This window comes from Hydrotalea sp. AMD (assembly GCF_004100315.1).
Taxonomy (GTDB): Bacteria; Bacteroidota; Bacteroidia; order Chitinophagales; family Chitinophagaceae; genus Hydrotalea; species Hydrotalea flava.
In genome coordinates this window covers 11,940-35,697 of record NZ_SCKY01000029.1, presented here as the reverse complement: position 1 = coordinate 35,697, position 23,758 = coordinate 11,940, and the positions used below count along the sequence as shown (strand labels likewise).

Genomic DNA, 23,758 nt, shown 5'->3' with positions numbered 1-23,758 from the left:
CTTTTCCTCGATGAAAAAAGAAAGCTCGGCCTGGTTAAACGCATTCGAAAACAAATAGATAAATTTGGACTGACTAATGATGACCTGGGGCTTTTAACAACTTAAACGATTTCTACGTTAGTCAGAATATTATGAAGAACCTTATAGTCATAGCAGCCTTACTTTTTACTGCCATTTCATATGGACAAAATGAACGACTCGAAGATTACGGCATTAGGCATTTGCAGACAGTTTATAGAGACGACACCGTTGACATTTTGATTAAGTCCAAAAAAGGTGAAGAACAAAAAAGAAAACCTTTATTTCTTTTTTGTCAGGGCAGTTTGCCTATTCCCCTGATAATAAAGTATGACGATAATGGCAAAAAAGGAATTTATCCTGTATTTGTTTTCAATCCAGACAGTTTAGCTAATGAATATCATTTAGCTGTAATCAGCAAACCTTATGTTCCATTAATTGCTGACCAAAAATCTTTAAATACTGATTTAACCTATAAAGACAGTATGGGTAAATTTCCAAAAAAGTATATTGAACGCAACTTACTTGATTATTATGTTGACCGAGACATCGCTGTAATTAAATTTCTTCAAAGCCAATCTTGGATTTCAAATAATAAATTAGTTGTTGCCGGGCATTCAGAAGGAAGTACAATTGCCGCTAAAATTGCTTATAGTTTTCCGAAAGTAACTCAACTCATTTATTCAGGTGGCAATCCATTTGGACGCATTGTAACTATAGTAGAACAACAAAGAGCTTTTGAAAATGACACAACAAAATATGGTGAGCAAGTGTTTGACAATTGGAAAAATATTATAGATGACCCAACAAATATGCAAGCTTCACAAGGTGACGCCTATAAAGCAACTTATCAGTTTTCTATTCCACCGCCACTGACTTATTTAGAAAAATTAAAAATACCAGTGCTTATTACTTATGGAACGAAAGATTACAGTTCTCCATTTAATGATTATTTCAGAGTAAAAATGATAGAGCAGAAAAAGACAAATTTCAACTTTAAGGCATACATTGGAGTAGAACATAATTTCTTCCCATTAAAAGCTAATGGTGAAACTAATTTTGACCTTTTTAATTGGGACAAAGTTGCTGACGATTGGCGACAGTGGTTAATGCGACAATAAATACGAACGCACAACAAAAGTATTTGCAAAAGCAGGGCTGGACAATGTAACATCAGCTATGTGCAAACATCAACTGTGGTTCGGGCTCGACGTTCAATATTCAGCTTTAGTTCATAACTTCAACAACATATTTTCAAATGAGCATCTGTACCGGGCTGGACAATCAATGAATTCCCTGCCTTCGCAAATACTCGAACGTTGCACGCCATTTTTCGTGACACCCTAAAAATACTAAGATTTTTGGCATTCGGGGACAAAGGCTTTATATTTGTACAAACAGGACAATATTATGGAGATAAGAACAGATTTATTCTTAGGCGACAGCAAAACGATGCTCAAAAAACTTCCTGACAACTCTGTTGATCTCATCGTGACATCTCCCCCATACGCAGACCAGCGTAAAGGAACATATGGCGGCATCCATCCTGACAAATACGTTGAATGGTTTCTTCCAATAACAAAGGAACTTCTTAGGGTTTTAAAACCGACTGGAACTTTTATCCTGAATATAAAAGAAAAGGTTGTTGAAGGTGAACGCAGCACCTATGTAATAGAATTAATTCTTGAAATGCGTAAACAAGGTTGGCTATGGACAGAGGAATTTATTTGGCACAAAAAGAACTGTTACCCTGGCAAATGGCCTAATCGTTTTCGTGACGCATGGGAAAGGCTTCTTCAATTTAACAAGGATAAGAAGTTCAAAATGTATCAAGAAGAAGTAATGGTTCCAATGGGCGATTGGGCTAAATCAAGGCTTAAAAATCTAAGCGACACAGATAAAATAAGAGACAACTCAAAAGTTGGTAGCGGTTTCGGTAAAAACATTTCAAACTGGTTGACAAGAGAAAAAGCGTTTCCAACAAACGTTTTACATTTAGCGACTGAGTGCAGCAATAAAAATCATAGTGCTGCTTTTCCTGAAGAACTTCCTGAATGGTTTATGAAACTGTTTACAAAAGAAAAAGATACAGTTCTTGACCCATTTATGGGTTCAGGAACAACGGTATTGGTTGCAAACAGAATGAAACGACACTCAATTGGTATTGACATCGTTCCTGAATACTATGACATGGTTAAAGAACAAGTTAAGCCAGTGGAATTATATTTATTAGAGCCGACAGTAAAATATGAAACAGCTAAATCTAAAAGACGTTACGCAGTACGTTGAAGAAAACATTGGAACCTTTCACCAAAAAAGAATTGCCGGACTGAATGATTTGAAGTTGAAGAAGGTCTTGGGAAAGAAAAATCCTTATCTCTTCAAAGCAAAATACATTCTCACGGCGCAGGATATTATAAAAAGTTTGACCGATGCTTTTATTTCATCACAGGAAGAAACAATTTTCGGTGATTGGCTTGAAGGACTTGCGATTTTTATCAATGGTAAAGTATATGATGGTCGCAAGTCTGGCATTCCCGGCATAGACTTAGAGTTTGATAAAGATGGCATTCGCTACATTGTAACAATAAAATCCGGCCCAAATTGGGGCAACAGTTCACAAATAGGCAAAATGCGGGCAGACTTCAAAACTGCACAGAAAACACTTCGTACAAGTAATTCACAACTGAACATTACAGCAGTAAACGGTTGCTGTTACGGCAGGGACAACAATCCAGATAAAGGCGACTATTTCAAATATTGTGGTCAAAAATTTTGGGAGTTTGTATCAGGCGACACAGACCTTTACACAAAAATCATTGAGCCATTAGGTCATCAAGCTAAAGAACGGAATGACGACTTCATCCAATCATATTCGCAAATGATAAACAAATTTACAAAGGAATTTGCGGACACTTTTTGCATGGACAACGGTTCAATAGATTGGGATAAACTTGTACGCTTTAATTCAGCGACCTTTGCTCCGAAAAAATAAAACGGCGTGCAACAAAAGGTTTGGCAAAAAACTGGCTGACGGAGCGCAACTTCAACTGTATGTTCTCTATTCAGCAGCAGTTATCGGCTGGACTCTATAAATTTGGCGGCATCAATAACAATGAACTTTTAATTATAAATTTAGCAGCGGTTCGGGCTGGACGAATTTCAAATACCAGTTCTTCGCCAATCCCTGAACGTTGGCTGCAAGGCTAAAGCGACCAGTATGAAAATTTGTAAACTCTGCGGACTTCCCAAAGTATTAATAAAAAAATCGCATATCATTCCTGACTTTATGTACAAGGGAATGTTTGACGAAAACCATAAACTTGTTCTACAACCGTTTAGACAGGGGACTGTTGAAAATTGGGAAATTAAAAAACCTTCAGACGGAGAATACGAAGGTGGGTTACTGTGCGACGAATGTGATAATGCTCTTTTAGGTCACTACTATGAAGATTATGCAAGTCGTGCAATGTATGGAGGACAACTTTTAGCAAGTGAATGCCCGACATTTCAAAAGTGTATTAGCCAGCATGGAATTGGGTTTATTAAATGTGAGCGACTAAACTACCATAAATACAAACTGTTTCTTTTATCAATACTTTGGCGAGCAAGTATTTCGACAAGACCTTTTTTTAGTGAAATCAAGTTAGACCCAATTCATGAAGAAGAAATACGGAAAATGATTTTAACCAAAGATGGAGGCGATGTATCAAAATACCCTATTTTCATTTTATCTTATTCCAATAATTTAAACTTGCCTAAACAACTAATAGCACAACCAAGACAAATAGCGACGACCGATGAATTACAAACGTATTCTTTCATGATAAATGGATATTTTTATTTCTTTTATCTTAACAAATCGGAAACTGTATTGCCACATTATGTAACTGCTGAAACTATTAAGCCAAACAACGAACTTAATGTAATAATTATTCCAGAGGATAAAGGGACTAATTTTATTTTTGGACAGTTCGGAATAAAGCCCTGACAGCCAACAAAAGGTTTGGCAATATGGCTGCTTGACGTTGTAAACATCAACAGCAGTTCGCTATTCAACTTCTGTTCGGGCTCGACGAATATCGCCTAGCAACAGAATAAAACATCAACACCTTATCTTTGTTCAGCACCAGTTCCCAGCTTGACAGAACGCTATTTCAGCCACATCGCCAATGCCTAAACGTTAGCTGTAACTTTATGGCGACAAACAAACTAAAGCTTTGTGTTTTTTGCGACAATCAATTAACTAAAGAAAACCGTAGCAGGGAACATATCATCCCACAATGGCTATTAGATTTTTTAGAGATAAGAGAAGAGGCAATACAGCCAACACACTTTTCAAGTCAAGGTCACACTAATTCAACAAGACATCACACTCTTGACAATCTTTTAGCGGGACAAATTTGTGAGAAGTGTAACAACGGTTGGATGAGCCGTCTAGAACAAGAAGCAATACCTATTCTAAAATCTCTAATCGCAGGTGATCGAGTTGTCGTAGACCTCAACGATACCGAACGACAAATAATTGGTAGATGCACAGCAAAAACTGCATTAACCTTAAACTCAGCATCGAATTATTTAAAAAACATCCCATCTGACCATTATAAATATACAATGACAACTGCAGGCAGTTTGCCAAGTGGAGTTTTTTCATTTGCTCAACAACATCATGGGACAAGACCCTTTTATTGGATTCAATCACCCACTTGGATATTAAATGGAAACTCAGATTCCTTATCGGTATTAGGGGAAAGATTAAAAGACAAGTCTTATAAAATTGCATTTCAATTCGGAAAACTCATGCTATTAATTGGATATATTCCATTGGACAATATTTTTCCTGTTCTATGCAGAGGAATACATATTCCTTTGATTCCAAAAACAGGCAAGTGTGGATGGTATGACATAAAAGAATTCCCCTGGCATGATAGTGAAAAAGCACTAATGGAATTTCACTTTGGCCTTCAAGCAACACTTATGGAATAACAAAAGCTACAGCTAACAAGTGCATTTGTGCCATTGGGGCTCGACAAACTACGTTCGTCATCGCCCCGTTCGCTGCTCAGCTTCAGTTCCGGCTTGACGGAACCTAGTAGTCCTAAATATCAGATTGCTGGTAATGAATTTTCTCAATTTGGACTTTCAGGAAAATCATTTTCTAGTATTTTAGATAGTGTTGGAAAGTGGCATAATGACTACCAAGATTATTTATTAACAGCAATTGTTTCCCAAAAACAAAGTCTTGAAGATACTATTAAATTGAAGCAATTCATTAAAATTAAATCTTCAGAATTCTTTTATAAAAAAGGTATCAATTCAAATATGAATTTATATACAAATGGTTTTAATTATATGCCTATTGAAATAAGTTTTAATAAATCAAAATATTCAATAGAAGGAAATGAAATTTTAGAAAAATTAAAGAGTTTACTTATAAATTATAATAATATAGACGCTACTGATTTCTTTTACGATTTAAAAAAATTAAAAACAAGCGCATTGTAGTTAAAAAATACTAATGAAAAAATGACTGTTGGCATTTCAGTTTCGATAGCTATAAGCTCATTTACTTATTGGAAAGCTAATGCTGAAAAGTGGCAATCTATTTTAAAATCAGAAAATTTAGACAGAACTACCAATATCCATAATTTTAATACATTTTCGGTAAGCGTAAACAGTGCTGGTTGTCGTATAGGTCTTGGACAACTTGGTGCTGCAGATGTGGGAGGTGCAATTAGTGGTGCAATTGATGGAGCCGCCCTTGGACCAGGTGGTGCATTAGCTGGTGGTGTACTTGGTTCATCAGGAGCTTCCTTAGGCAACTTAGCAGGGCAAGTCATGGGCTGTTTATTTAGCTGGTGGTAAAATTAATTTACAACTTAAAATATTATAATAACATGAACAAACTTATTCATTCAATAAAAAATAAAAAGAAGATATTTTTAGTTTTATTTATAATTACATTTTTTTTGACAATTGTTTATAATAAATTATTTAAAAATAGTTCAAGGCCATTTGATATCTTTTTTTTCTTTTTTATTCCATTGTGTGCTCTGTCATTTATTTATATTATACTTAAAAAAAATAGACAAGACAAATAATTAATCTGAATATCTTAAATGAGGATTAATGTTTCTTATTCATCCTCATTGAATCAGAATAATTCTGCCAACAAAAGGCTTGGCTATATGTCGGCGGACGATAACACAATGGCTCGGCTGTAGTTATCTATCATCTGTAGTTACAACAGACGACATCCTATTGGGCTGTGGTTTGTATATTAATCTTTCGTATTTCTATTCTGCTTTTGTTCCCGACTGACAGTTTTCAAATTCCGCCACATCGCCAATGCCCGAACGTTGTAGGTAACCCTAAAAGACATGTTCAAAAAATGTTAGCGTAATAATATTAAATGCAATAAACAAACTAAATGATTACTTATGAACTTTAAAACAAATTCTCAATATGTTTGCAACACTTTACAAGGCACACATAGCAACATTCAAATGCTAACCTTATAAAGAGTTGCAAACGCAACTTTACTCAACTAATTAAACAATATCTTTAACTTTTAAAATTCATGATTTATGAAAAAAATCAACACACTAATTGCAAGCAGTAGCAATGTTCTCTCAATTGGATTACTAATTTTTATCTTCTTTTTTACAAGTTGCAAAAAAGATTTTAATTCTTCTATTTCTGCTAATGGAAGTGACGGAATACATCCCTTCCCATTAAATTGGGAAACAGCTGATTATATGCCAACGCCTTTTGGTACAACTATTTTAGTGCCTTGGGCAAATGGTTCAGTAAAAGGATTTTCTCCTGATATTTGGTATGATTATAAAAGTAGTGATGGTTGGACATTAGTATATAATGTTTTTAATACAACTTCTTTACCTGCCAATCCTTGGTTTGCATTGTATAATCAGTATAGAGGATTGTTACGGATTTATGTTTATGTAACGGATAATGGTTTCGTTGCATCTGATTATTTAACAAGTGGTCTGAATTTAGCACCCAACTCCATTTCTTCTTCTATGCTAAATTATATAGGGCAAGATGTAGTTGATGTAACAAAAAATCAAACTTCAATCTCAAAAATCGAGCCTACTCAATTGGCTACGGGCACATGGTATGCATCTCAATATGAAATTGCCTATGACCCTAATATTGCAACAAGCACATACCAGCAATTAGGATTAAATTGGACTTTGAAGTGGACAAGTGTATCAAGTATATCTCTAGGAGGCACACAACAAGGAACAATTAATGGTACGATATCAACACCTACTCCTAGCTTTGATATATCAGGGCTCCTCACACAAGGAGTATTAGAGGCAACAGGGTTGACTATCTTTAGCAACAATGCTGGAGGTGATAAAACGAATTATACACAAAATACATTAGGATTGCCTGGTAACATATTCAAGTCAATTCAAGACGGATTGCAAAGCGGATTATCTGGTGTCGTGAAAAATATTTTCAATGGAATATTTGGTGGAAGTAGTTCTAATACACAAGAAGTAAATTTAACAATGAATACAAAAATTCAATTAACTGGTAATTCAACTCAAAGTGGAGCTTTTATACCGGATCCTGGTTTAGGTATAGGTATTCCTGGTATTTCAAATAGTCAGTCTGCTAGTGGTTACATTCCTGGTTATAATCAACCAATGGGTGTATTTAACTTGGCAGCAAAACCAACGGTTAATGTTCATACAACAAAAACGCAGATAACAAAAGATGGGGGTATTTATTATCAATACGAAAATCTATATACAATAAATGCGGCTTCATTAAACTATTTGTGGAATTCTGCGGTTATAAATTCCTCATCAACAGGTGCTGCAATTACAAATTTAACAACCGAAGTTGTTCTTTTGGACCCTGATTTATCTACATTCCCATATCAACCTTTAATTGGGGGACAAGAAGAAACGATTGGCACTCATACAGCAATAACTGGTTCTCAGGTCGGTACAACTTATATTGTTGCGAGGGTGCAGCCGATTAACACGAATGTAGCTATAAGAATTAAATTTAATGTTGTGCCAAATAATGGAGCTCCTCCATCAACCATTGTAAAAACTTTTTTGGCTAATCTCGTAAATAATTAAAATATACTTGTATGAAACAAATTAAATTCTTATTCATCTTATTTTTATTATTTCTTTCTTTTTCATGTACAAAGCAAACTATTGTACAACAAACCTCTGCCGACGAAATAACAATAGAATTACAAAAAGTCATTAAGAATAATAATATAAATAGAATAATTGCATGGACAGATAATGGAGGATTTCCAACAAATATTTCACCCACTTCAGGTACAACATGGTCCTTTTCAAATGGATTTATTTCAATTCAAGACCAATTACAAACTTTTAATTTATTATATTTAGATTATTATAATGTTGCGAAAGTAATGGTAAACGACGGCACTAATCCTGTTGCACTCATTTTGCATTTTAAGAATTAGTAAATCTGTAAATTCGCTTTCAAATGAGTATAAGTAAAAAGTGCATTCTTTCATTTATTTTGAGCATAGGAGCTATTTTTTCCTATGCTCAAAGTAATATTTTGTCTAATAATGACTCTATAAAAAATTGCTATGTCTCTAAGAATAATGATACTATTATTTTAAGCAAGAATAAAATTATTACAGTAGGTTCAATACTGTATATCGGCAAAGGTTCGGATACTTTATATGGATGGTATAATCATATAAGTTTTAAAAGCCCGTTTAACTGGTCTTTGTGGTTATTCAGAGATGCCGAATTAGAAAGCTACAAAAATAATTATCCTTATGATGCTTCAGTCTCAAGAGAACATGATAAATTATTAGGCTATATACACAAAGGTGATAGTGTGATGGTAAAAAAAATAAAAGTGAGAAAGACAAAAAAATATGGTATTTGGTATATTTTAACTTTAAAAGATTACAAGTTTCCCAAAACAAAATATCAATGTTTTTTATTGGAAGCACTTAATTCACATGAAATATTTATTACACAAAAATTGTAGAATAATATTTGCATTCTCTTTGTTGAGCCTCTATTATAAAGGTATTTCACAATTTAGTACAGGCTTATCGGCAGCTTATTCTAACAACCATTTAAACACCAACATTTCTAATCGTTCTTATACTCAAAATAAAAACGGCAATAGTTGGGGTATAAGTTTCCCGTTAAATTACAAGTGCAGTAATAAAATAAATTTTCAAACAGAAATTGATTTTTTGAATAAAGATTATTCATTTATTCGCACAGGTAATTATGCAGGTATTTATACAAGGTATAACAATATTTATTTGCAGTGGCCGTTCATTTTTCAATATAAAATATTTCAAAAAAGTAAATGGCAAATTTTTGCCGATGTAGGTTTGTATGCTTCATATTGGGCATTTGGAAAAATAAAAGGTGTACTCCCTAATGTTTTTAACAGCTACGATAGCATAAACACATTAGGACAGATTACGCATTATTTAACTTATACAGGTTACTCACAAAATTATCAATTCAATCAAGAAAAAGATAATCGTTTTGAGTTTGGAGCATCGGCAGGTTTATCATCATCATATCAGTTTAATCAAAAATATTCCTTAGTTATCAATGCAATATATTATCAGTCCCTAACTTCACAGCAAAAAAAATATAGTATTAATCAAACTATGCAATACAATCAAACCATCTTTATTTCAATAGGCTGTATGTTTCATTTGCATGTGTAATACTTTCAAAGTAATGTCATTATCATTTTTAAAATATTGGTTCGCATTTTTAGTTTCTTGCTCACTTATTTGTAATATTTCGTGCAAAAAAATCTCTCCACCTTTTGCCGATACCACCCCAAAAACTTTCAGTGATGTATTTGAGCAATATTGGAACAAGATGAATGTTAATTATGTTTATTGGGATGTTGATACAACCAACTGGGATAATATTTATAAAAAATACAAACCTTTATTTGCAAAATTAGATTTGAATAATGTTGCCGATATTAAAAAAAGTGTTTCTTATTTTAAAGAAATGACAAGCACTTTAATTGATGCTCATTATTATATTTCATTTACTCAAAACAGTATTATTGATTCGTTTGCATATCCTGCTTATGATAGAAAAAAGATGAGCCAAACCTTTCATAATCCCTATTCTTTTTATAGTGTAGATACTAATTACTTAGATGCTAATTTTCAGTTAGGCATTGATTATAATTTTTCTTTTGCTGGTCAGCCATTGGCTGTTTTATACGGTACGATAAATAATTCAATCTTATATTTTTCTTGCAATGATTTTTCTTTATCAAAGGCTTATAATTCAACAACAGCAAATAAAATACAACCTGTTTTAAATTCATTTTTTAATACTCTAAATAATTTTCCCATTAATATTAAAGGTTTAATAATTGATGTGAGAAGTAATTATGGTGGTGATTTAAGTGATTTGAATTTTTTAGCGGGTAGGTTTATTGATAAACCTTTATTATTTGGGTACACACAATATAAAATTGGGAATGGAAAATTAGATTATTCGGCATGGATTCCATCATATGTTAATCCTCAAGCTAATTCAAAATCTCTAATAGTTCCTATTATAATTTTAGCAGATAATGTTTCAGCATCTTTATCTGAAGCAGTTGTAATGGCTATTAAAGCAATGTCCAATTCAACTTTTGTAGGCGAAACTACATTTGGAGCTACGGGTCCAATCATAAGTGACAATAATGTTTATAATGACGGAAGTTTTACTGTTCCCAATTTCATGAACGTACAAACATCATTGGCAAAGTTTAAATATATAGATGGAAAGATTTATGAAGGAACAGGGTTCTCACCTGATGTGTTTGTACCTTTTAACCTTTCTGCATTACAAAATAACATTGACCTTCAACTTGAAAAGGCAATTACTTTATTTAAGTAGCTTTTAATTGCTCAAAAAATGTTTTACATTTACATCAGCATTTGCATAATATCCCTTTTGAATTTTTTTACAATCTTTTTTTAATCATCAAAATTCAGAATTATGCCAAGTACAGCAGAAACAGGGCACGCTAAAAACGTAGCCAACTTTGAAACTTTAATTTCATTTTGCATCGGTTATGGTGCAGCTTACAATCCGTCGAGAGACAGTTTAAAAATCGCCAATTTGCACAATCCCAGCTTACCACAGCCAAATCAGCCCTTGCTGATTGCAAAACCAAAGAAACTGCCTTCGACAATGCTACTGACATTGGTAGAACATTTTAACGGATTGATTGAATTGGTAAGTTCTCATACCGAATACAATCCCAATGAAGAAGAACTTAAAGTGACGGCTTTACAAACTTTACTGACACAACTTAAAGCCGACAATATAAGCGTAATTAACACCCATACCGATTGGAGTAACAGCCGTCTCACCAGAGACAATGTTCTTTATGCCGATACAACAGGCTTGGTAGACACAGCTTTGAACGTAAAAGGTTATGTAAAATCATTATTCGGTGCAACAAGCCCTCAATTTGCACAAGTAAAAGGAATAGAGTTTAAAAGAGGAAAAAACTAAAGTAAAATGACACATGGTTTTAAAGACACAGTAGAGCTATTTGCCATAATTGTTAGGCAATAGACACATTTTGCAGGCAGATAATACAAAATTATCACCCGCTTTTTCAAAATTGTTGTCCGCATTGACAAATGCTACAGATGGCGATTATATAATTAGTTTCTGCAAAGACAAAATTTTTATTCGCATTTATTAATAAGGCATCCGCACCAAGTCAGGCACATTTACAGGGCACACGAAAGCCACCCGCAAAGGCAACCCTTGCAAAAGAGCCTGCCTTGTTACTCTTTTCTTTGAACAAATATTGTATGACTTAGAATATTTAAAAGTGTAAATTATTATAAGGGCTACCTACAACATTGTGTTGGCAAAAGTTGGGCTGAAGTATTTGGCCCATCGGCTGTAGGATTTTTGGCCAAGCTTCTGTAATTTGGCTTTAGCTAATCGAGTCTGTAGTGGCCAAGCAAGCAGTGGGATTTCTATTGCCCAACCTTCGCAAAGCCCTGCTCGTTACCTGCAAGCGTATGACGACAGCGCAACAACGAAACAGACGACTAAAAATTGAACATTAATACAAGGACAAACCATTTTGACAACAGGTGACCAACATACAGACCATATTTCAAACGGACAGCGAGTAAGCCGACACTCATTGCCGACCCTTCTGTATTTTTTATTTTCCCCACCGCACATTTTTTTTAATTCAATTTTATTGCCACCGCACAAGTGGCACATTTGGCTTTGCCCTACCGGTAAGCCAACCCTTCAGCGAAGCGAAAAGAGCCACTTTTTCCCCACGCTCTAAGACAGTACAGACCACATAATCTCATTTTGTAGACACGCTACTTAAAATTATTTCTATAAAATGTTTGGAAGTTAGGAAACTTTGCCTACTTTTGTAGAATCATTACAAAGGTATAAATTTGAAAAAGCTGATAAAAGATATCACAAACATCCAAACCGGACTCTTTGCAAGGCCTTCTAGCATTGGTGAAGTGGTGTATTTACAATCCAAGCATTTTGACGAATTTGGGCAATTGCATTCGGTTCTTCACCCCGATTTGCTGGCTGAGGGGATTTCTGAAAAGCATTTGCTGAAAGACGGTGATGTGCTTTTTGCTGCCAAGGGAACTAAAAACTTTGCAGCCGTTTTTGAAAACCACAACGAACCTTCTGTGGCTTCCACTTCATTTTTTGTTATCAGACCAACTGACAACAAAGTGCTGCCCCAGTATTTGGCTTGGTTTCTAAATAACCATACCACACAAACCCTTTTAAAAGGGCAAGCTATCGGAACTTCCATTCCTTCTATTTCAAAACAGGTTTTAGAGAATCTGGAAATAACCATACCAAGCATTGAAACCCAAAAGACGATTCTGCAAATCACCAAACTCCGCAACAAGGAAAAGTCTTTGAAGCAGAAAATTGAAACACTAAGAGAAAAACAAATTCAGGCGATGCTGCTGGTGGCAGCTTCGCAATGATGAATGATAAATAAATGAATTATGAACGAAAGAGACACAAATATAAAACCGAATCCTTTAAAAGACAAGTCGTTTCAGTTTGCCCTGAAAATTGTAAATCTATTTCAGTTCCTTTCTGAACAAAAGAAGGAATATGTAATAAGTAAGCAACTGTTACGTTCAGGAACTTCCATTGGAGCCAATGTTCGGGAAGCACAAAACGCACAGAGTAAAGCTGATTTCATACATAAATTTTCCATTGCACAAAAGGAATGTGACGAAACACTTTACTGGCTTGAATTGCTTCATCAATCTGGACTTCTTCCAGAAGAAGAATTCACAACCATTCATAAGGACGCCAACGAGCTTTTAAAGATGCTCCGTAGCTCTATTCTAACAACGAAACAAAATATTCATCATTCATAACTCATAACTCATCATTCCAATGAAAATTTCTCAAAAAGACATCAACGATGCAGTTTGGAAAGCTTGCGACACCTTTAGAGGTAGCATCGACCCAAGCGTTTACAAAGACTATGTGCTTACCATGCTGTTCCTGAAATATCTCAGCGATGTGCATGACGATAAAATGGAAGGCTACCTGAAAAAGTACAACGGTGATATAGAACGTGCCAAACGTGCCATGCAACATGAACGTTTTATTGTACCTGAACACAGTCATTTCAAGTATTTATACGACCACCGTAATGAAGCCAATATTGGAGAACTCATCAATATTGCATTGACGGATTTGGAAGAAGCCAACCGTGAAAAACTGTACAGCGAAGATGGTGCAGGAATTTTCCAAAACATAGACTTTAACAGCAGCAAGCTGGGTGAGCCTAAGGATAAAAACACCCGCTTGAAAACCTTGCTGATTGATTTTAAATCTGACAAACTGGATTTGCGTCCTTCGCATTTAGACGGGAACGACATTATTGGTGGTGCTTACATGTTCCTGATTGAAAACTTTGCCAGTGATGCCGGGAAAAAAGCAGGTGAATTTTTTACACCAAAAGAAGTTTCTACACTCATTGCCAAACTCACCAAAAGTAAACCCGGCTCACGTATATGCGACCCTACCTGTGGTTCTGCCTCTCTTCTGATTAAAGCAGGTGAAGAAGTGGGCTCAGATAATTTTTCACTTTACGGACAAGAAGCCAACGGCAGCACTTGGGCATTGGCGGTGATGAATATGTTTTTGCATGGCTTTGATAATGCTACCATTCGCTGGGGCGATACCATCCGCAATCCTAAACTGAAAGAGGGCGATGCGCTGATGAAGTTTGATACCGTAGTAGCCAACCCGCCTTTCTCATTGGACAAATGGGGCAAGGTAGAAGATAAGGATGGAGAAAAAACCACTGTGAGCTATGACCCGGAAAGCGATAAGTACAACCGTTTTTGGAGGGGCGTGCCTCCCAAAAGCAAAGGCGACTGGGCATTTATCAGCCACATGATAGAAACACTGAACGAACACGGAAAAGCAGGTGTAGTAGTGCCGCATGGTGTATTGTTCCGTGGCAGCAGCGAAGGAAAAATAAGGCAGAAAACCATTGAAGAAAATTTGTTGGAAGCGGTGATTGGCTTACCTGCCAACCTGTTTTTCGGCACGGGCATACCGGCAGCCATTTTGGTGTTTAACAAGCAAAAAAATAGCACCAATGTTTTGTTTATTGATGCCAGCAAGCAATATGAAAGTGCCAAAAACCAAAACAAGCTGCGGGCAAGCGATATTGAACACATTGTAACAACCTACCGGAATTTTGCTGCGGGCAAATTACAGCCCGGTGTGGTGGAAGATAAGTATAGCTATGTTGCCACTCCTGAGGAAATACAGGAAAACGACTACAACCTGAACATACCCCGCTATGTAGACACCTTTGAAGAAGAAGCCGAAGTAGATATTGCTGCCGTGCAAATGGAGATTGAGCAACTGGAAGGCGAACTGGTGAAAGTGCAGAATGAGATTGAGGTCTATCTAAAACAATTAATGAACTAACTATGGCAAACGAATTATCAAATCAACATAAAACGGTGTTTGAGCAAATCAAACAAATTGACAATGATGGCAACGAGTGGTGGTCTGCAAGACAATTGGGTAAGATATTGGAGTACTCTGAATACCGCCATTTTAAACCTGTAATTGAAAAAGCCAAAGAGGCTTGTGTTAATAGTGAACAATGCATCGAAGACCATTTCGAGGACTTCCTCGAAATGGTTGATATAGGCTCGGGAGCCAAACGCCCCATGGAAGACGGTGTAAAACTATCTCGTTATGCGTGTTACCTCATTGTGCAAAATGCTGACCCAAGCAAAGAGGTGGTAGCTCAAGGGCAAACCTATTTTGCTATTCAGACCCGCTTGCAGGAAATAAGGCAGATGGAGGAATACAACCGTTTAGCATCGGAAGATGAAAAACGATTGTTTTTGCGGGAAGAAATGAAACGCCACAACATTCAATTGGCCGATGCTGCCAAAGATGCCGGTGTAATTGAGCCATTGGATTATGCCATTTTTCAAAACCATGGCTATATGGGTTTATATGGTGGATTGGACGCCAAAGGTATCCATAAAAACAAAGGCTTGAAAAAGAGCCAAAACATTCTCGACCACATGGGGAGTACCGAATTGGCAGCTAACTTGTTCCGTGCTACACAAACCGAAGAAAAACTAAGACGAGACAACATCAAAGGCAAGCAACAAGCCAATAAAACCCACTATGAAATCGGGAAAAAAGTACGCAAAACCATTGAAGAAATTGGGGGCACCATGCCCGAGGATTTACCGGTAGCCGATAGCATTAAAAAATTGGAAAAAGCCAAAGAACCCAAGCCATTAAAATCACCCAAAAAGAAAAAATGATGGCAGCAACAAAAAATACCAAAGCGTTTTACAATACTGAAATTCCAGAAGGATGGAATATTTTTCGTTTGGGCGACTTGGGAAAGTTTTCAAAAGGAAAAGGCATATTGAAGGAGCAGGTTATTCCTGAAGGATTGCCATGTATTCGCTATGGAGAAATTTATACAACCCACGATTTTATTATTAAGGATTTCAAATCTTTCATTTCCGAAGACGTAGCTATTGAAAGTAAAGAAATTAAAAAAGGTGATATTCTATTTGCAGGTTCGGGTGAAACAGTTGAAGAGATTGGAAAAGCTGTCGCTTATGTTGGTACGTATAAAGCGTATGCAGGAGGCGATGTAATTATTCTTTCAACAAACAAAAATATCAATCCAGAGTGTCTATCTTATGCTTTGGAAACAGATTTTGTTAAGAGGCAAAAGCGAGTCTTAGGGCAAGGAAACTCTGTTGTACACATTTATTCGAGTGATTTATCCAAAATCAAAATCCCCCTCCCTCCCCTCCCCGAACAAAAAGCCATAGCCGCTTGCCTAAGCACCTGGGATAAAGCCATCCACACCACCGAAAAACTCATTGCCCAAAAAGAACTCCGCAAAAAATGGCTCATGCAGCAATTGCTTACGGGAAAGAAAAGGTTGAGGGGGTTTAAGGGGGAGTGGAAAAAATTGGGTGCAGGTGAAGTTTTCAAAAGTGTAACAAAGAAAGGATTTGCTGATGAAGAATTGCTATCAGCCACACAAGACAGAGGGATGATTCCAAGAACAATGTTGGAAGGTAGAGTAACTATGCCAACAACAGGTACAGAAGGTTTCAAATTAGTTGAAGTTGGAGATTTTGTTATCAGCTTGCGTTCATTTCAAGGTGGTTTGGAATATTCATATTACAGAGGTTTAGTAAGTCCGGCTTATACGGTTCTAAAACCGAAAAAGCCTATTAATGAAGAATTCTACAAGCAGTATTTCAAGAGCTATGATTTTATTGGGCATCTGGCTATTGCTGTTATTGGAATACGTGATGGCAAACAAATCAGTTACGATGATTTCTGCACTGTAAAAATACCTTACCCATCCATCGAAGAACAAACCGCCATTGCCCAGGTGCTGCAAGCGGCAGATAAAGAAATCAGCCTGCTCAAAGCTAAAGCAGAGAAGTTGCGGGAGCAGAAGAAGGGCTTGATGCAGGTATTGTTGACGGGGAAAAAACGTCTGAACTATGATTCATCTGATTTTTATGATGGCCATGATTCGGATGCTAAGAATATAAAATCACAGCAATCAAACGAATCAAGAAAATCATAGTTCAGACAATGATTAATGAGCAATACAAATACAGCGAACTCACTTCCAAAATTATTGGCTGTGCCATGACTGTGCACAAAACTTTAGGAAATGGATTTCAAGAGGTGATTTACCAACGTTCATTAGAAATTGAAATGCGTTTGGCAGGTATAGCTTTCAATAGAGAATTTGAAATGCCCATATTTTACAGAGAAGAGCAAATAGGAACCCGTAGAGTTGATTTCCTGGTGGATGGCGTTATTTCCGTAGAACTGAAAGCCATTTCTAAATTAGAAGATGTCCATTTTGCCCAAGCCATCAACTATTTGGAAGCCTATAATCTGGAAATTGGTTTACTGATAAACTTCGGTGAAACAAGCCTGAATTTCAAAAGGCTTACCAATAAGAAATATAAATCACAGCAATCACACGAATCAAATAAATCATAGTTCAGACAATTATGCCGCGCAAAGAAAGACATATAGTTCCCAATGCCGAAAAAGGCGGTTGGGACTCAAAACGAGAAAATGCAAAGAGAGCTTTCAAACATTTTGAGACCAAAAAGGAAGCCATGGACTGGAGCCGGGAAAAGGCGAAACAGGAAAAATCTGAATTGATACCACACGGAAAGGATGGAAAGATTCAGAATCCAAACAGTTATGGGAATGATCCCAATCCACCAAAGGATAAAAAGAGATAGATTATGCCATACAACCCAAACATACACCACCGCAAATCCATTCGCCTGAAAGGTTACGATTATTCACAGGCGGGATTGTATTTTATTACCATATGTGTACAGGACAGGTTGTGTTTGTTCGGGGAAATTGAAAACGGGGAAATGGTATGGAATGATGCGGGATGCAACGCCCATGAATGTTGGTTACAAATTCCAAATCATTTTCCCAATGTCATTTTACATGAATACATTGTAATGCCCAATCACGTTCACGGTATCATCGAATTGGTAGGGGCGAATAATTATTCGCCCGAAACCAGGGCGAATGAAAATGGGGCGAAATATTTTTCGCCCCTACGGTCACCGTCAAAAACCATTGGGTCCATTGTTGGGGGGTATAAAATTGGCGTTACAAAATGGTTTCGTGAAAATGGTATCATGGATACAATATGGCAACGCAATTATTGGGAACACATCATTCGTGATGAACAATCCCATCATCCATCATCGAATTGCCACATACATCATCAACAACCCGAAAAATTGGGAGAACGATAAATTATATCAATGATAAGAACATAATTATGGCATATAAAATACCACAACTCCCTTTGGATTTCGATATAGAAACCAAAGCCATCCTAAAAAAAACGGCTGCTGCCCGCAGTGCCTTGGCCGAGATGAAAGGGGCTGCCATGAGCATTCCGAATGAAAGTATTCTTATCAGTACCCTTTCCTTGCAGGAAGCCAAAGACAGTTCGGCCATTGAGAACATCATCACCACGAATGATGAATTGTTTCAGTCGGATTTTATGGCAAAGAATTTTAAAACCCTTGCTAGTAAGGAAGTACACAACTATGCAGAGGCATTAAGATGGGGATTTCAAACCGTGAGGCAACAGGGATTTTTGTCGAACAACCACATCATAGAAATACAGGCAACCATAGAAGAAAACCGGGCTGGTTTTCGCAAAGTTCCGGGAACGGAACTTAAAAACGAACAAACCGGGGAAGTGGTGTACACCCCGCCTCAAACCCACGATGAAGTGGTGGCCCACATGAACAACCTGGAGCAGTTTATGAATGTTAGTGAACTCAGTGATTGGGACCCGCTGGTAAAAATGGCCATTATCCACCATCAGTTTGAGAGCATCCACCCTTTTTATGACGGCAACGGAAGAACGGGCAGGATTATCAATATCCTATATCTGGTAAAAGAAGGCATGCTGAATTTGCCCATCCTGTATTTAAGCCGCTACATTAACCAAAACAAAGGCGACTATTACCGTCTGCTACAAAAAGTCCGTACCGAAAATGCCTGGGAAGAATGGGTACTGTATATCCTGGATGGTGTGGAGCAGACTTCCTTACAAACCATTAAAATCATTGAAGGGATTAAGAAGCTAATGCAAAGCCATAAGGATAGAATAAGGACGGAGCTCCCTAAAATTTATAGTCAGGATTTGTTGAACAACTTATTCCGGCACCCCTACACCAAGATTGACTTTGTGATGGAAGAAACTGGTGTAAGCCGCAAAACTGCCGCCAAATACCTTGATGAATTGGATAAGCTTGGCATAGTAAGCAAACAAAAGATTTGGAAGGATAACTATTACATTAATTCCGATTTATACAACCTTTTACAAAATGTCAGCAAATTATAGTCATTGGCAAGTACCAGTAGAATTTACCCATGAAGGGCTTGTCATAGGTAAAATATTCGATTTTCTACCTATGAAAATCGATTCAAGGGCAAAAACAGGGAAAAATTATCCATGAGCAAGGTATCGTGTATAGAAAATGCCCAAAACCTATACATGACAAACCCAACATGTAAAGAAAACCGCTCTTTTCTATACATAAATACGGTTCATAACTCATCATTCATCATTCATAACTCATAAAGTGGACACTCCAAGTTTTAAAGAAGACCATATCAGCCAGATTCCGGCAATGCAAATGCTGGTGAATTTGGGTTATACCTATTTAAGTCCGGCAGAAGCGGAAAGGTTAAGAGGTGGAAAAACTACCAATGTATTGCTGGAAGATGTACTGCGAAGGCAATTGAAGGAAATAAACAGCATACGAGTAAGTGCTACCAAAACCAGCATTTTCACAGACGAGAATATAGAACGGGGCATATTGGCTTTGAAGAATCTGCCCATGAACGAGGGTTACATAGCAGCCAGTGAAAAGGTTTACAACCTGCTCACCTTAGGTCAGGCATTGGAACAAAGTGTAGATGGCGACAAAAAGAGTTTCACCCTTCAATACATTGACTGGAAAAACATCAGCAACAATGTATTTCACGTAACAGAAGAATTCAGTGTAATGCGAAGCACTAGTAAAGAGCATTACCGCCCCGATTTGGTATTGTTTGTAAATGGCATTCCGCTTTGCATAATTGAATGCAAACGACCTGACATGAAAGAACCCTTGAAACAGGCTATCAGTCAGCATTTGCGTAATCAACAAGAAGATGGAATCAGAAGCCTGTATGTGTATTCGCAATTCACTTTGAGTATTGCCACACAAGAAGCGGCTTATGCTACTAACGCCACACCCGAAAAGTTCTGGGCAAAGTGGCAGGAGAAATTTAGCAATGATGAAGAAGAACGCAACTATAAAAACAAATTACATGAACTCAAAAATAAGCCACTACCAGTTTCAATAAAAGAACAATTGTTTTCAGACCGCTTCAAATATGTTCGCCAGTACTTTGATGCAATAGAGCAAGAAGAAATTCTGCCCACCGAACAGGACAATTATTTGTATGGATTGTGTCGTCCTGAACGATTGATGGATATTGTTTTCAATTACGTTTTGTTTGACAATGGAGAAAAGAAAGTTGCCCGATATCAGCAGTTTTTCGCCATTAAAAAATCTATGCAACGCATCAGAAATGTGGAGAACGGAAAACGAAAAGGAGGCGTAATCTGGCATACACAAGGAAGTGGAAAATCGTTGACCATGGTAATGTTGGCACAAGCCATTGCCATGGAACCCAGCATACGCAATCCAAAAATAGTATTGGTAACAGATAGAACCGATTTAGATAACCAAATTACGAGCACGTTCAGGAAGTGTGGCAAGTTTGTAGAAAACGCTACTACTGGACAGCGATTAGTGGAATTACTGGAAAGCAAAAGCGATGCAGTGGTTACGACTATCATCAACAAGTTTGTGGCTGCAGTAAAGAAAATCAATCAACCATTAGAAAGCCATGACATCTTTGTTCTGATAGATGAAGGTCACCGAACACAGCACGGGACTTTTAATGTGGACATGCAGAAAACATTGCCCAATGCATGTTTTATTGCCATGACTGGAACACCGCTATTCAAAAAGGACAAAAGCACAGCAGCCAAATTTGGTGGCGTAATTGATGCTTACACTGTTGACCAGGCAGTTAAAGACAAAGCAGTTGTTCCTTTGCTCTATGAAGGACGATTGGCTTTGCAGGATGTAAATGCCAGTCCGATAGACACTTTCTTCGGGATGGTGTCAGAGCCATTAACCGAATATCAAAAAGCAGATATCAAGAAAAAGTTTGCTCGTTACGACCACCTAAACTCAGCCGAGCAAAAAATGCGAATGATTGCTTGGGATATCAGCTATCATTTTCGAGACAATTGGCAAGGAAAAACACCATTCAAAGGGCAATTAGTTTGTGATAAAAAAGTGAATGCCATCAAGTACAAAGAATATTTGGATGAAATAGGTATTGTAAGTAGCGAAGTGTTGATTTCATCTATTGATGAACGAGAGGGTGAAGAAAGTGCTTATGAGAAGTCAACTGAAAAGGAAAATCAGTTTTGGAAAAAAATGATGGACGAACATGGCAATTCAAAAAGCTATGAGAAAAACATCATCAGCCGTTTCAAGAATCAAAAAGACCCGGAAATCATCATCGTAGTTGACAAATTGCTTACTGGCTTTGATGAACCTAAAAACACCGTTTTATATCTCACTAGAAATTTACAAGGGCATAAGTTATTACAAGCCATTGCAAGGGTAAACCGTATTTATCCTGACAAGGAATTTGGTTACATCATTGACTACTATGGTGTGATTGAAAATCTGGATGATGCTTTGCAGATGTACTCTTCATTTGAAGATTTTGATGAAGAAGATTTAGCAGGAACACTCACCAATATTTCGGAGGAAATTAAAAAGCTTCCGCAAAAACATTCAGACCTTTGGGATATTTTTAAAACCATAGCCAACAAAAGAGATGCAGAAGCCTATCAGCAATTATTGAAAGATGAAGCGATACGGGTTTTGTTTTACGATAAACTAGCAACCTTTGCCAAGAGTTTGAAACTGGCATTGTCCTCTATCCAATTTCATAAGGAAGTAGAGGAAAAGGTTATCAATCGTTACAAAGAAGATTTAGCTATGTTTTTGAAGTTACGATTGGCTGTAGTTGAACGATACAGCGATGAAATTGACTACAAACAATACGAAGGACAAATTCAAAAACTGATTGACACACACATCACTACAGAAAAAATTGAAACCATCACTGAACTGATAAACATTTTCGATAAGGATAAATTTCAGCAAGAAGTAGAAAACACCACTGGCAAAGCAGCCAAAGCAGATAAGATTGCGAGCAGAACAGCGAAGCACATTACGGAGAAAATGGATGAAGACCCTGCTTTTTACAAGAAGTTTTCGCAAATGCTAAAAGAAACGATTGCCGACTATGAAGCCAAGAGAATCAGTGAAGCACAATACCTGAGCAGAGTTCAAGATATTATGAACAGTGTTTTGGCTCATACCGACAATGATATACCGGAGCAATTGAAGAACAGAGATGTAGCCAAAGCTTTTTATGGGTTGACAGTTGAAGCACTTTCTGACAAAATTCAAGACAATATAGTTCGCAAAGAGGTCGCAACACAAACGGCTTTACAAATTGACGACCTGATTCAAGATTCTGTTTTAGACAGCGGAAAACCCATTATTGACTGGCAATTCAAAACAAACATTACAGGAAAATTGCTGATTGAAATTGGCGACTATCTGATTGATGAAGTACGAGACAAATACAACGTTGACTTGTCATTTAAAGACATGGACAAGATTGCAGAAGATTGTATTGAAGTAGCTAAAATCCGTTACAAATGATGATAGCAGCTATACAATTTGGAAGCAGAACAATAGATTTTCGTTTGGAGTATTCAGACAGAAAATCCCTTGGTATTACTGTAACACCTGAAATGGAAGTGTTGGTAAAAGCACCAACAGACACAACCATTGAAAAAGTGAAAGAGAAAATCAGAAAAAAAGCACCTTGGATTATTAAACAACAAAGCTTCTTTCTTTCCTTTCAACCAAAAACACCGAAAAGAAAATATATAAGCGGTGAAACACATTTGTATTTAGGCAGACAATACCGCTTGCAAATTATAATTGCTAAGGAGGAATCTGTAAAACTAAAAGGCAAATTCATTGAAGTAACAGCGAGTGAAAAATCAAGAGCAAAGGACTTATTAGACAATTGGTATTTACAACATGCACGGACAAAGTTCCATGCAATTGCTGAACCACTGATTGACAAATTCAAAAAACACAAAGTTGAACCAAGTTCAATTGTCTTGCGTGACATGCCGACACGTTGGGGCAGTTGCACACCAAAAGGAAAAATCATTTTAAATCCTGAATTGATAAAGGCACCCAAAGGCTGTATTGAATATGTGATTATACATGAACTTTGTCACTTAATACATCACGACCATACACAGAAATTTATAGATTTACAGACTAAGGAAATGAAAGACTGGGAAAAGTGGAAAATGAAATTAGAAAAATTACTAGCATGAGAAGCCTACGCACAAAAGCACACACATTTGCAAGCCGCACATGCCCAAGCACAAACCAAAGCTTGCAAAAGAGTGTGCT

At 36.8% G+C, this 23,758-nt stretch carries 25 protein-coding genes; all 25 read left to right on the top strand.

From position 1 onward, the window contains the following. Positions 1-131: 131 nt before the first annotated feature. The 25 genes from EO766_RS16090 to EO766_RS15970 all read left to right on the top strand — a co-directional run bounded on the left by EO766_RS16090 (position 132) and on the right by EO766_RS15970 (position 23,679). Entirely contained in the window at positions 132-1,139 is a 1,008-nt protein-coding gene (locus tag EO766_RS16090) for a dienelactone hydrolase family protein (RefSeq protein WP_074419114.1), read from the top strand. A gap of 289 nt (positions 1,140-1,428) precedes the next feature. Further along, positions 1,429-2,307 (top strand): DNA-methyltransferase, encoded by an 879-nt coding sequence (locus tag EO766_RS16085; protein ID WP_074417600.1) that lies wholly within the window; start codon positions 1,429-1,431, stop codon positions 2,305-2,307. Then, positions 2,267-3,013: a PmeII family type II restriction endonuclease gene (locus EO766_RS16080; RefSeq protein ID WP_074417601.1), complete on the top strand. Its 747-nt coding sequence runs from the start codon at positions 2,267-2,269 to the stop codon at positions 3,011-3,013. The genes EO766_RS16085 and EO766_RS16080 overlap by 41 nt, the downstream gene beginning before the upstream one ends. Positions 3,014-3,033: 20 nt before the next feature. Continuing rightward, a complete protein-coding gene (locus EO766_RS16075; RefSeq protein ID WP_074419115.1) occupies positions 3,034-3,228 on the top strand; it encodes a hypothetical protein in 195 nt (64 codons plus the stop codon). A gap of 10 nt (positions 3,229-3,238) precedes the next feature. Beyond that, entirely contained in the window at positions 3,239-4,009 is a 771-nt protein-coding gene (locus EO766_RS16070; protein ID WP_074419116.1) for a hypothetical protein, read from the top strand. 206 nt (positions 4,010-4,215) lie between these two features. Next, complete coding sequence (locus tag EO766_RS16065; protein ID WP_074419117.1) at positions 4,216-5,004, top strand: hypothetical protein; 789 nt, start codon at positions 4,216-4,218, stop codon at positions 5,002-5,004. A 93-nt stretch (positions 5,005-5,097) separates the two neighbouring features. After that, positions 5,098-5,523 carry a hypothetical protein gene (locus EO766_RS16060; protein WP_143439102.1) on the top strand — a complete coding sequence of 142 codons (426 nt, stop codon included), beginning with the start codon at positions 5,098-5,100 and terminating at the stop codon, positions 5,521-5,523. A gap of 21 nt (positions 5,524-5,544) precedes the next feature. Continuing rightward, positions 5,545-5,883 (top strand): hypothetical protein, encoded by a 339-nt coding sequence (locus tag EO766_RS16055; protein ID WP_074419119.1) that lies wholly within the window; start codon positions 5,545-5,547, stop codon positions 5,881-5,883. Between the two features lie 722 nt (positions 5,884-6,605). Then, positions 6,606-8,138 (top strand): hypothetical protein, encoded by a 1,533-nt coding sequence (locus EO766_RS16050; RefSeq protein ID WP_074419120.1) that lies wholly within the window; start codon positions 6,606-6,608, stop codon positions 8,136-8,138. A gap of 11 nt (positions 8,139-8,149) precedes the next feature. After that, positions 8,150-8,500 carry a hypothetical protein gene (locus tag EO766_RS16045; RefSeq protein ID WP_074419121.1) on the top strand — a complete coding sequence of 117 codons (351 nt, stop codon included), beginning with the start codon at positions 8,150-8,152 and terminating at the stop codon, positions 8,498-8,500. 23 nt (positions 8,501-8,523) lie between these two features. Beyond that, positions 8,524-9,045 carry a hypothetical protein gene (locus EO766_RS16040; protein ID WP_074419122.1) on the top strand — a complete coding sequence of 174 codons (522 nt, stop codon included), beginning with the start codon at positions 8,524-8,526 and terminating at the stop codon, positions 9,043-9,045. Then, a complete protein-coding gene (locus EO766_RS16035; protein ID WP_074419123.1) occupies positions 9,017-9,751 on the top strand; it encodes an outer membrane beta-barrel protein in 735 nt (244 codons plus the stop codon). The genes EO766_RS16040 and EO766_RS16035 overlap by 29 nt, the downstream gene beginning before the upstream one ends. Positions 9,752-9,764: 13 nt before the next feature. Continuing rightward, entirely contained in the window at positions 9,765-10,940 is a 1,176-nt protein-coding gene (locus EO766_RS16030) for a S41 family peptidase (RefSeq protein WP_179853189.1), read from the top strand. Between the two features lie 102 nt (positions 10,941-11,042). After that, the gene (locus tag EO766_RS16025) at positions 11,043-11,564 is read left to right on the top strand and encodes a hypothetical protein (RefSeq protein WP_074419125.1); all 522 of its coding nucleotides are present in this window, start codon (positions 11,043-11,045) and stop codon (positions 11,562-11,564) included. Positions 11,565-12,487: 923 nt separating this feature from the next. Further along, entirely contained in the window at positions 12,488-13,048 is a 561-nt protein-coding gene (locus EO766_RS16020) for a restriction endonuclease subunit S (protein ID WP_074419126.1), read from the top strand. A gap of 21 nt (positions 13,049-13,069) precedes the next feature. After that, entirely contained in the window at positions 13,070-13,453 is a 384-nt protein-coding gene (locus EO766_RS16015) for a four helix bundle protein (RefSeq protein ID WP_074419127.1), read from the top strand. A gap of 19 nt (positions 13,454-13,472) precedes the next feature. Then, positions 13,473-15,029, top strand: coding sequence for a type I restriction-modification system subunit M (locus EO766_RS16010; RefSeq protein ID WP_074419128.1), 1,557 nt, complete (start codon positions 13,473-13,475; stop codon positions 15,027-15,029). Between the two features lie 2 nt (positions 15,030-15,031). Then, a complete protein-coding gene (gene dinD / locus EO766_RS16005) occupies positions 15,032-15,892 on the top strand; it encodes a DNA damage-inducible protein D (RefSeq protein ID WP_074419129.1) in 861 nt (286 codons plus the stop codon). Further along, entirely contained in the window at positions 15,889-17,193 is a 1,305-nt protein-coding gene (locus EO766_RS16000; RefSeq protein ID WP_074419130.1) for a restriction endonuclease subunit S, read from the top strand. Before dinD ends, EO766_RS16000 begins: the two co-directional genes overlap by 4 nt. Before the next feature lie 8 nt (positions 17,194-17,201). Further along, positions 17,202-17,621 carry a GxxExxY protein gene (locus tag EO766_RS15995; RefSeq protein ID WP_074419131.1) on the top strand — a complete coding sequence of 140 codons (420 nt, stop codon included), beginning with the start codon at positions 17,202-17,204 and terminating at the stop codon, positions 17,619-17,621. A gap of 11 nt (positions 17,622-17,632) precedes the next feature. Then, positions 17,633-17,872 carry a DUF2188 domain-containing protein gene (locus EO766_RS15990; RefSeq protein WP_074419132.1) on the top strand — a complete coding sequence of 80 codons (240 nt, stop codon included), beginning with the start codon at positions 17,633-17,635 and terminating at the stop codon, positions 17,870-17,872. A 3-nt stretch (positions 17,873-17,875) separates the two neighbouring features. Next, positions 17,876-18,409, top strand: coding sequence for a transposase (locus EO766_RS15985; protein ID WP_218331317.1), 534 nt, complete (start codon positions 17,876-17,878; stop codon positions 18,407-18,409). Positions 18,410-18,435: 26 nt separating this feature from the next. Continuing rightward, positions 18,436-19,515 (top strand): Fic family protein, encoded by a 1,080-nt coding sequence (locus EO766_RS15980; protein ID WP_074419133.1) that lies wholly within the window; start codon positions 18,436-18,438, stop codon positions 19,513-19,515. A gap of 241 nt (positions 19,516-19,756) precedes the next feature. Continuing rightward, positions 19,757-22,984 (top strand): type I restriction endonuclease subunit R, encoded by a 3,228-nt coding sequence (locus tag EO766_RS15975; protein ID WP_074419861.1) that lies wholly within the window; start codon positions 19,757-19,759, stop codon positions 22,982-22,984. Continuing rightward, the gene (locus EO766_RS15970) at positions 22,981-23,679 is read left to right on the top strand and encodes a M48 family metallopeptidase (protein WP_218836736.1); all 699 of its coding nucleotides are present in this window, start codon (positions 22,981-22,983) and stop codon (positions 23,677-23,679) included. Before EO766_RS15975 ends, EO766_RS15970 begins: the two co-directional genes overlap by 4 nt. Positions 23,680-23,758: the final 79 nt, after the last annotated feature.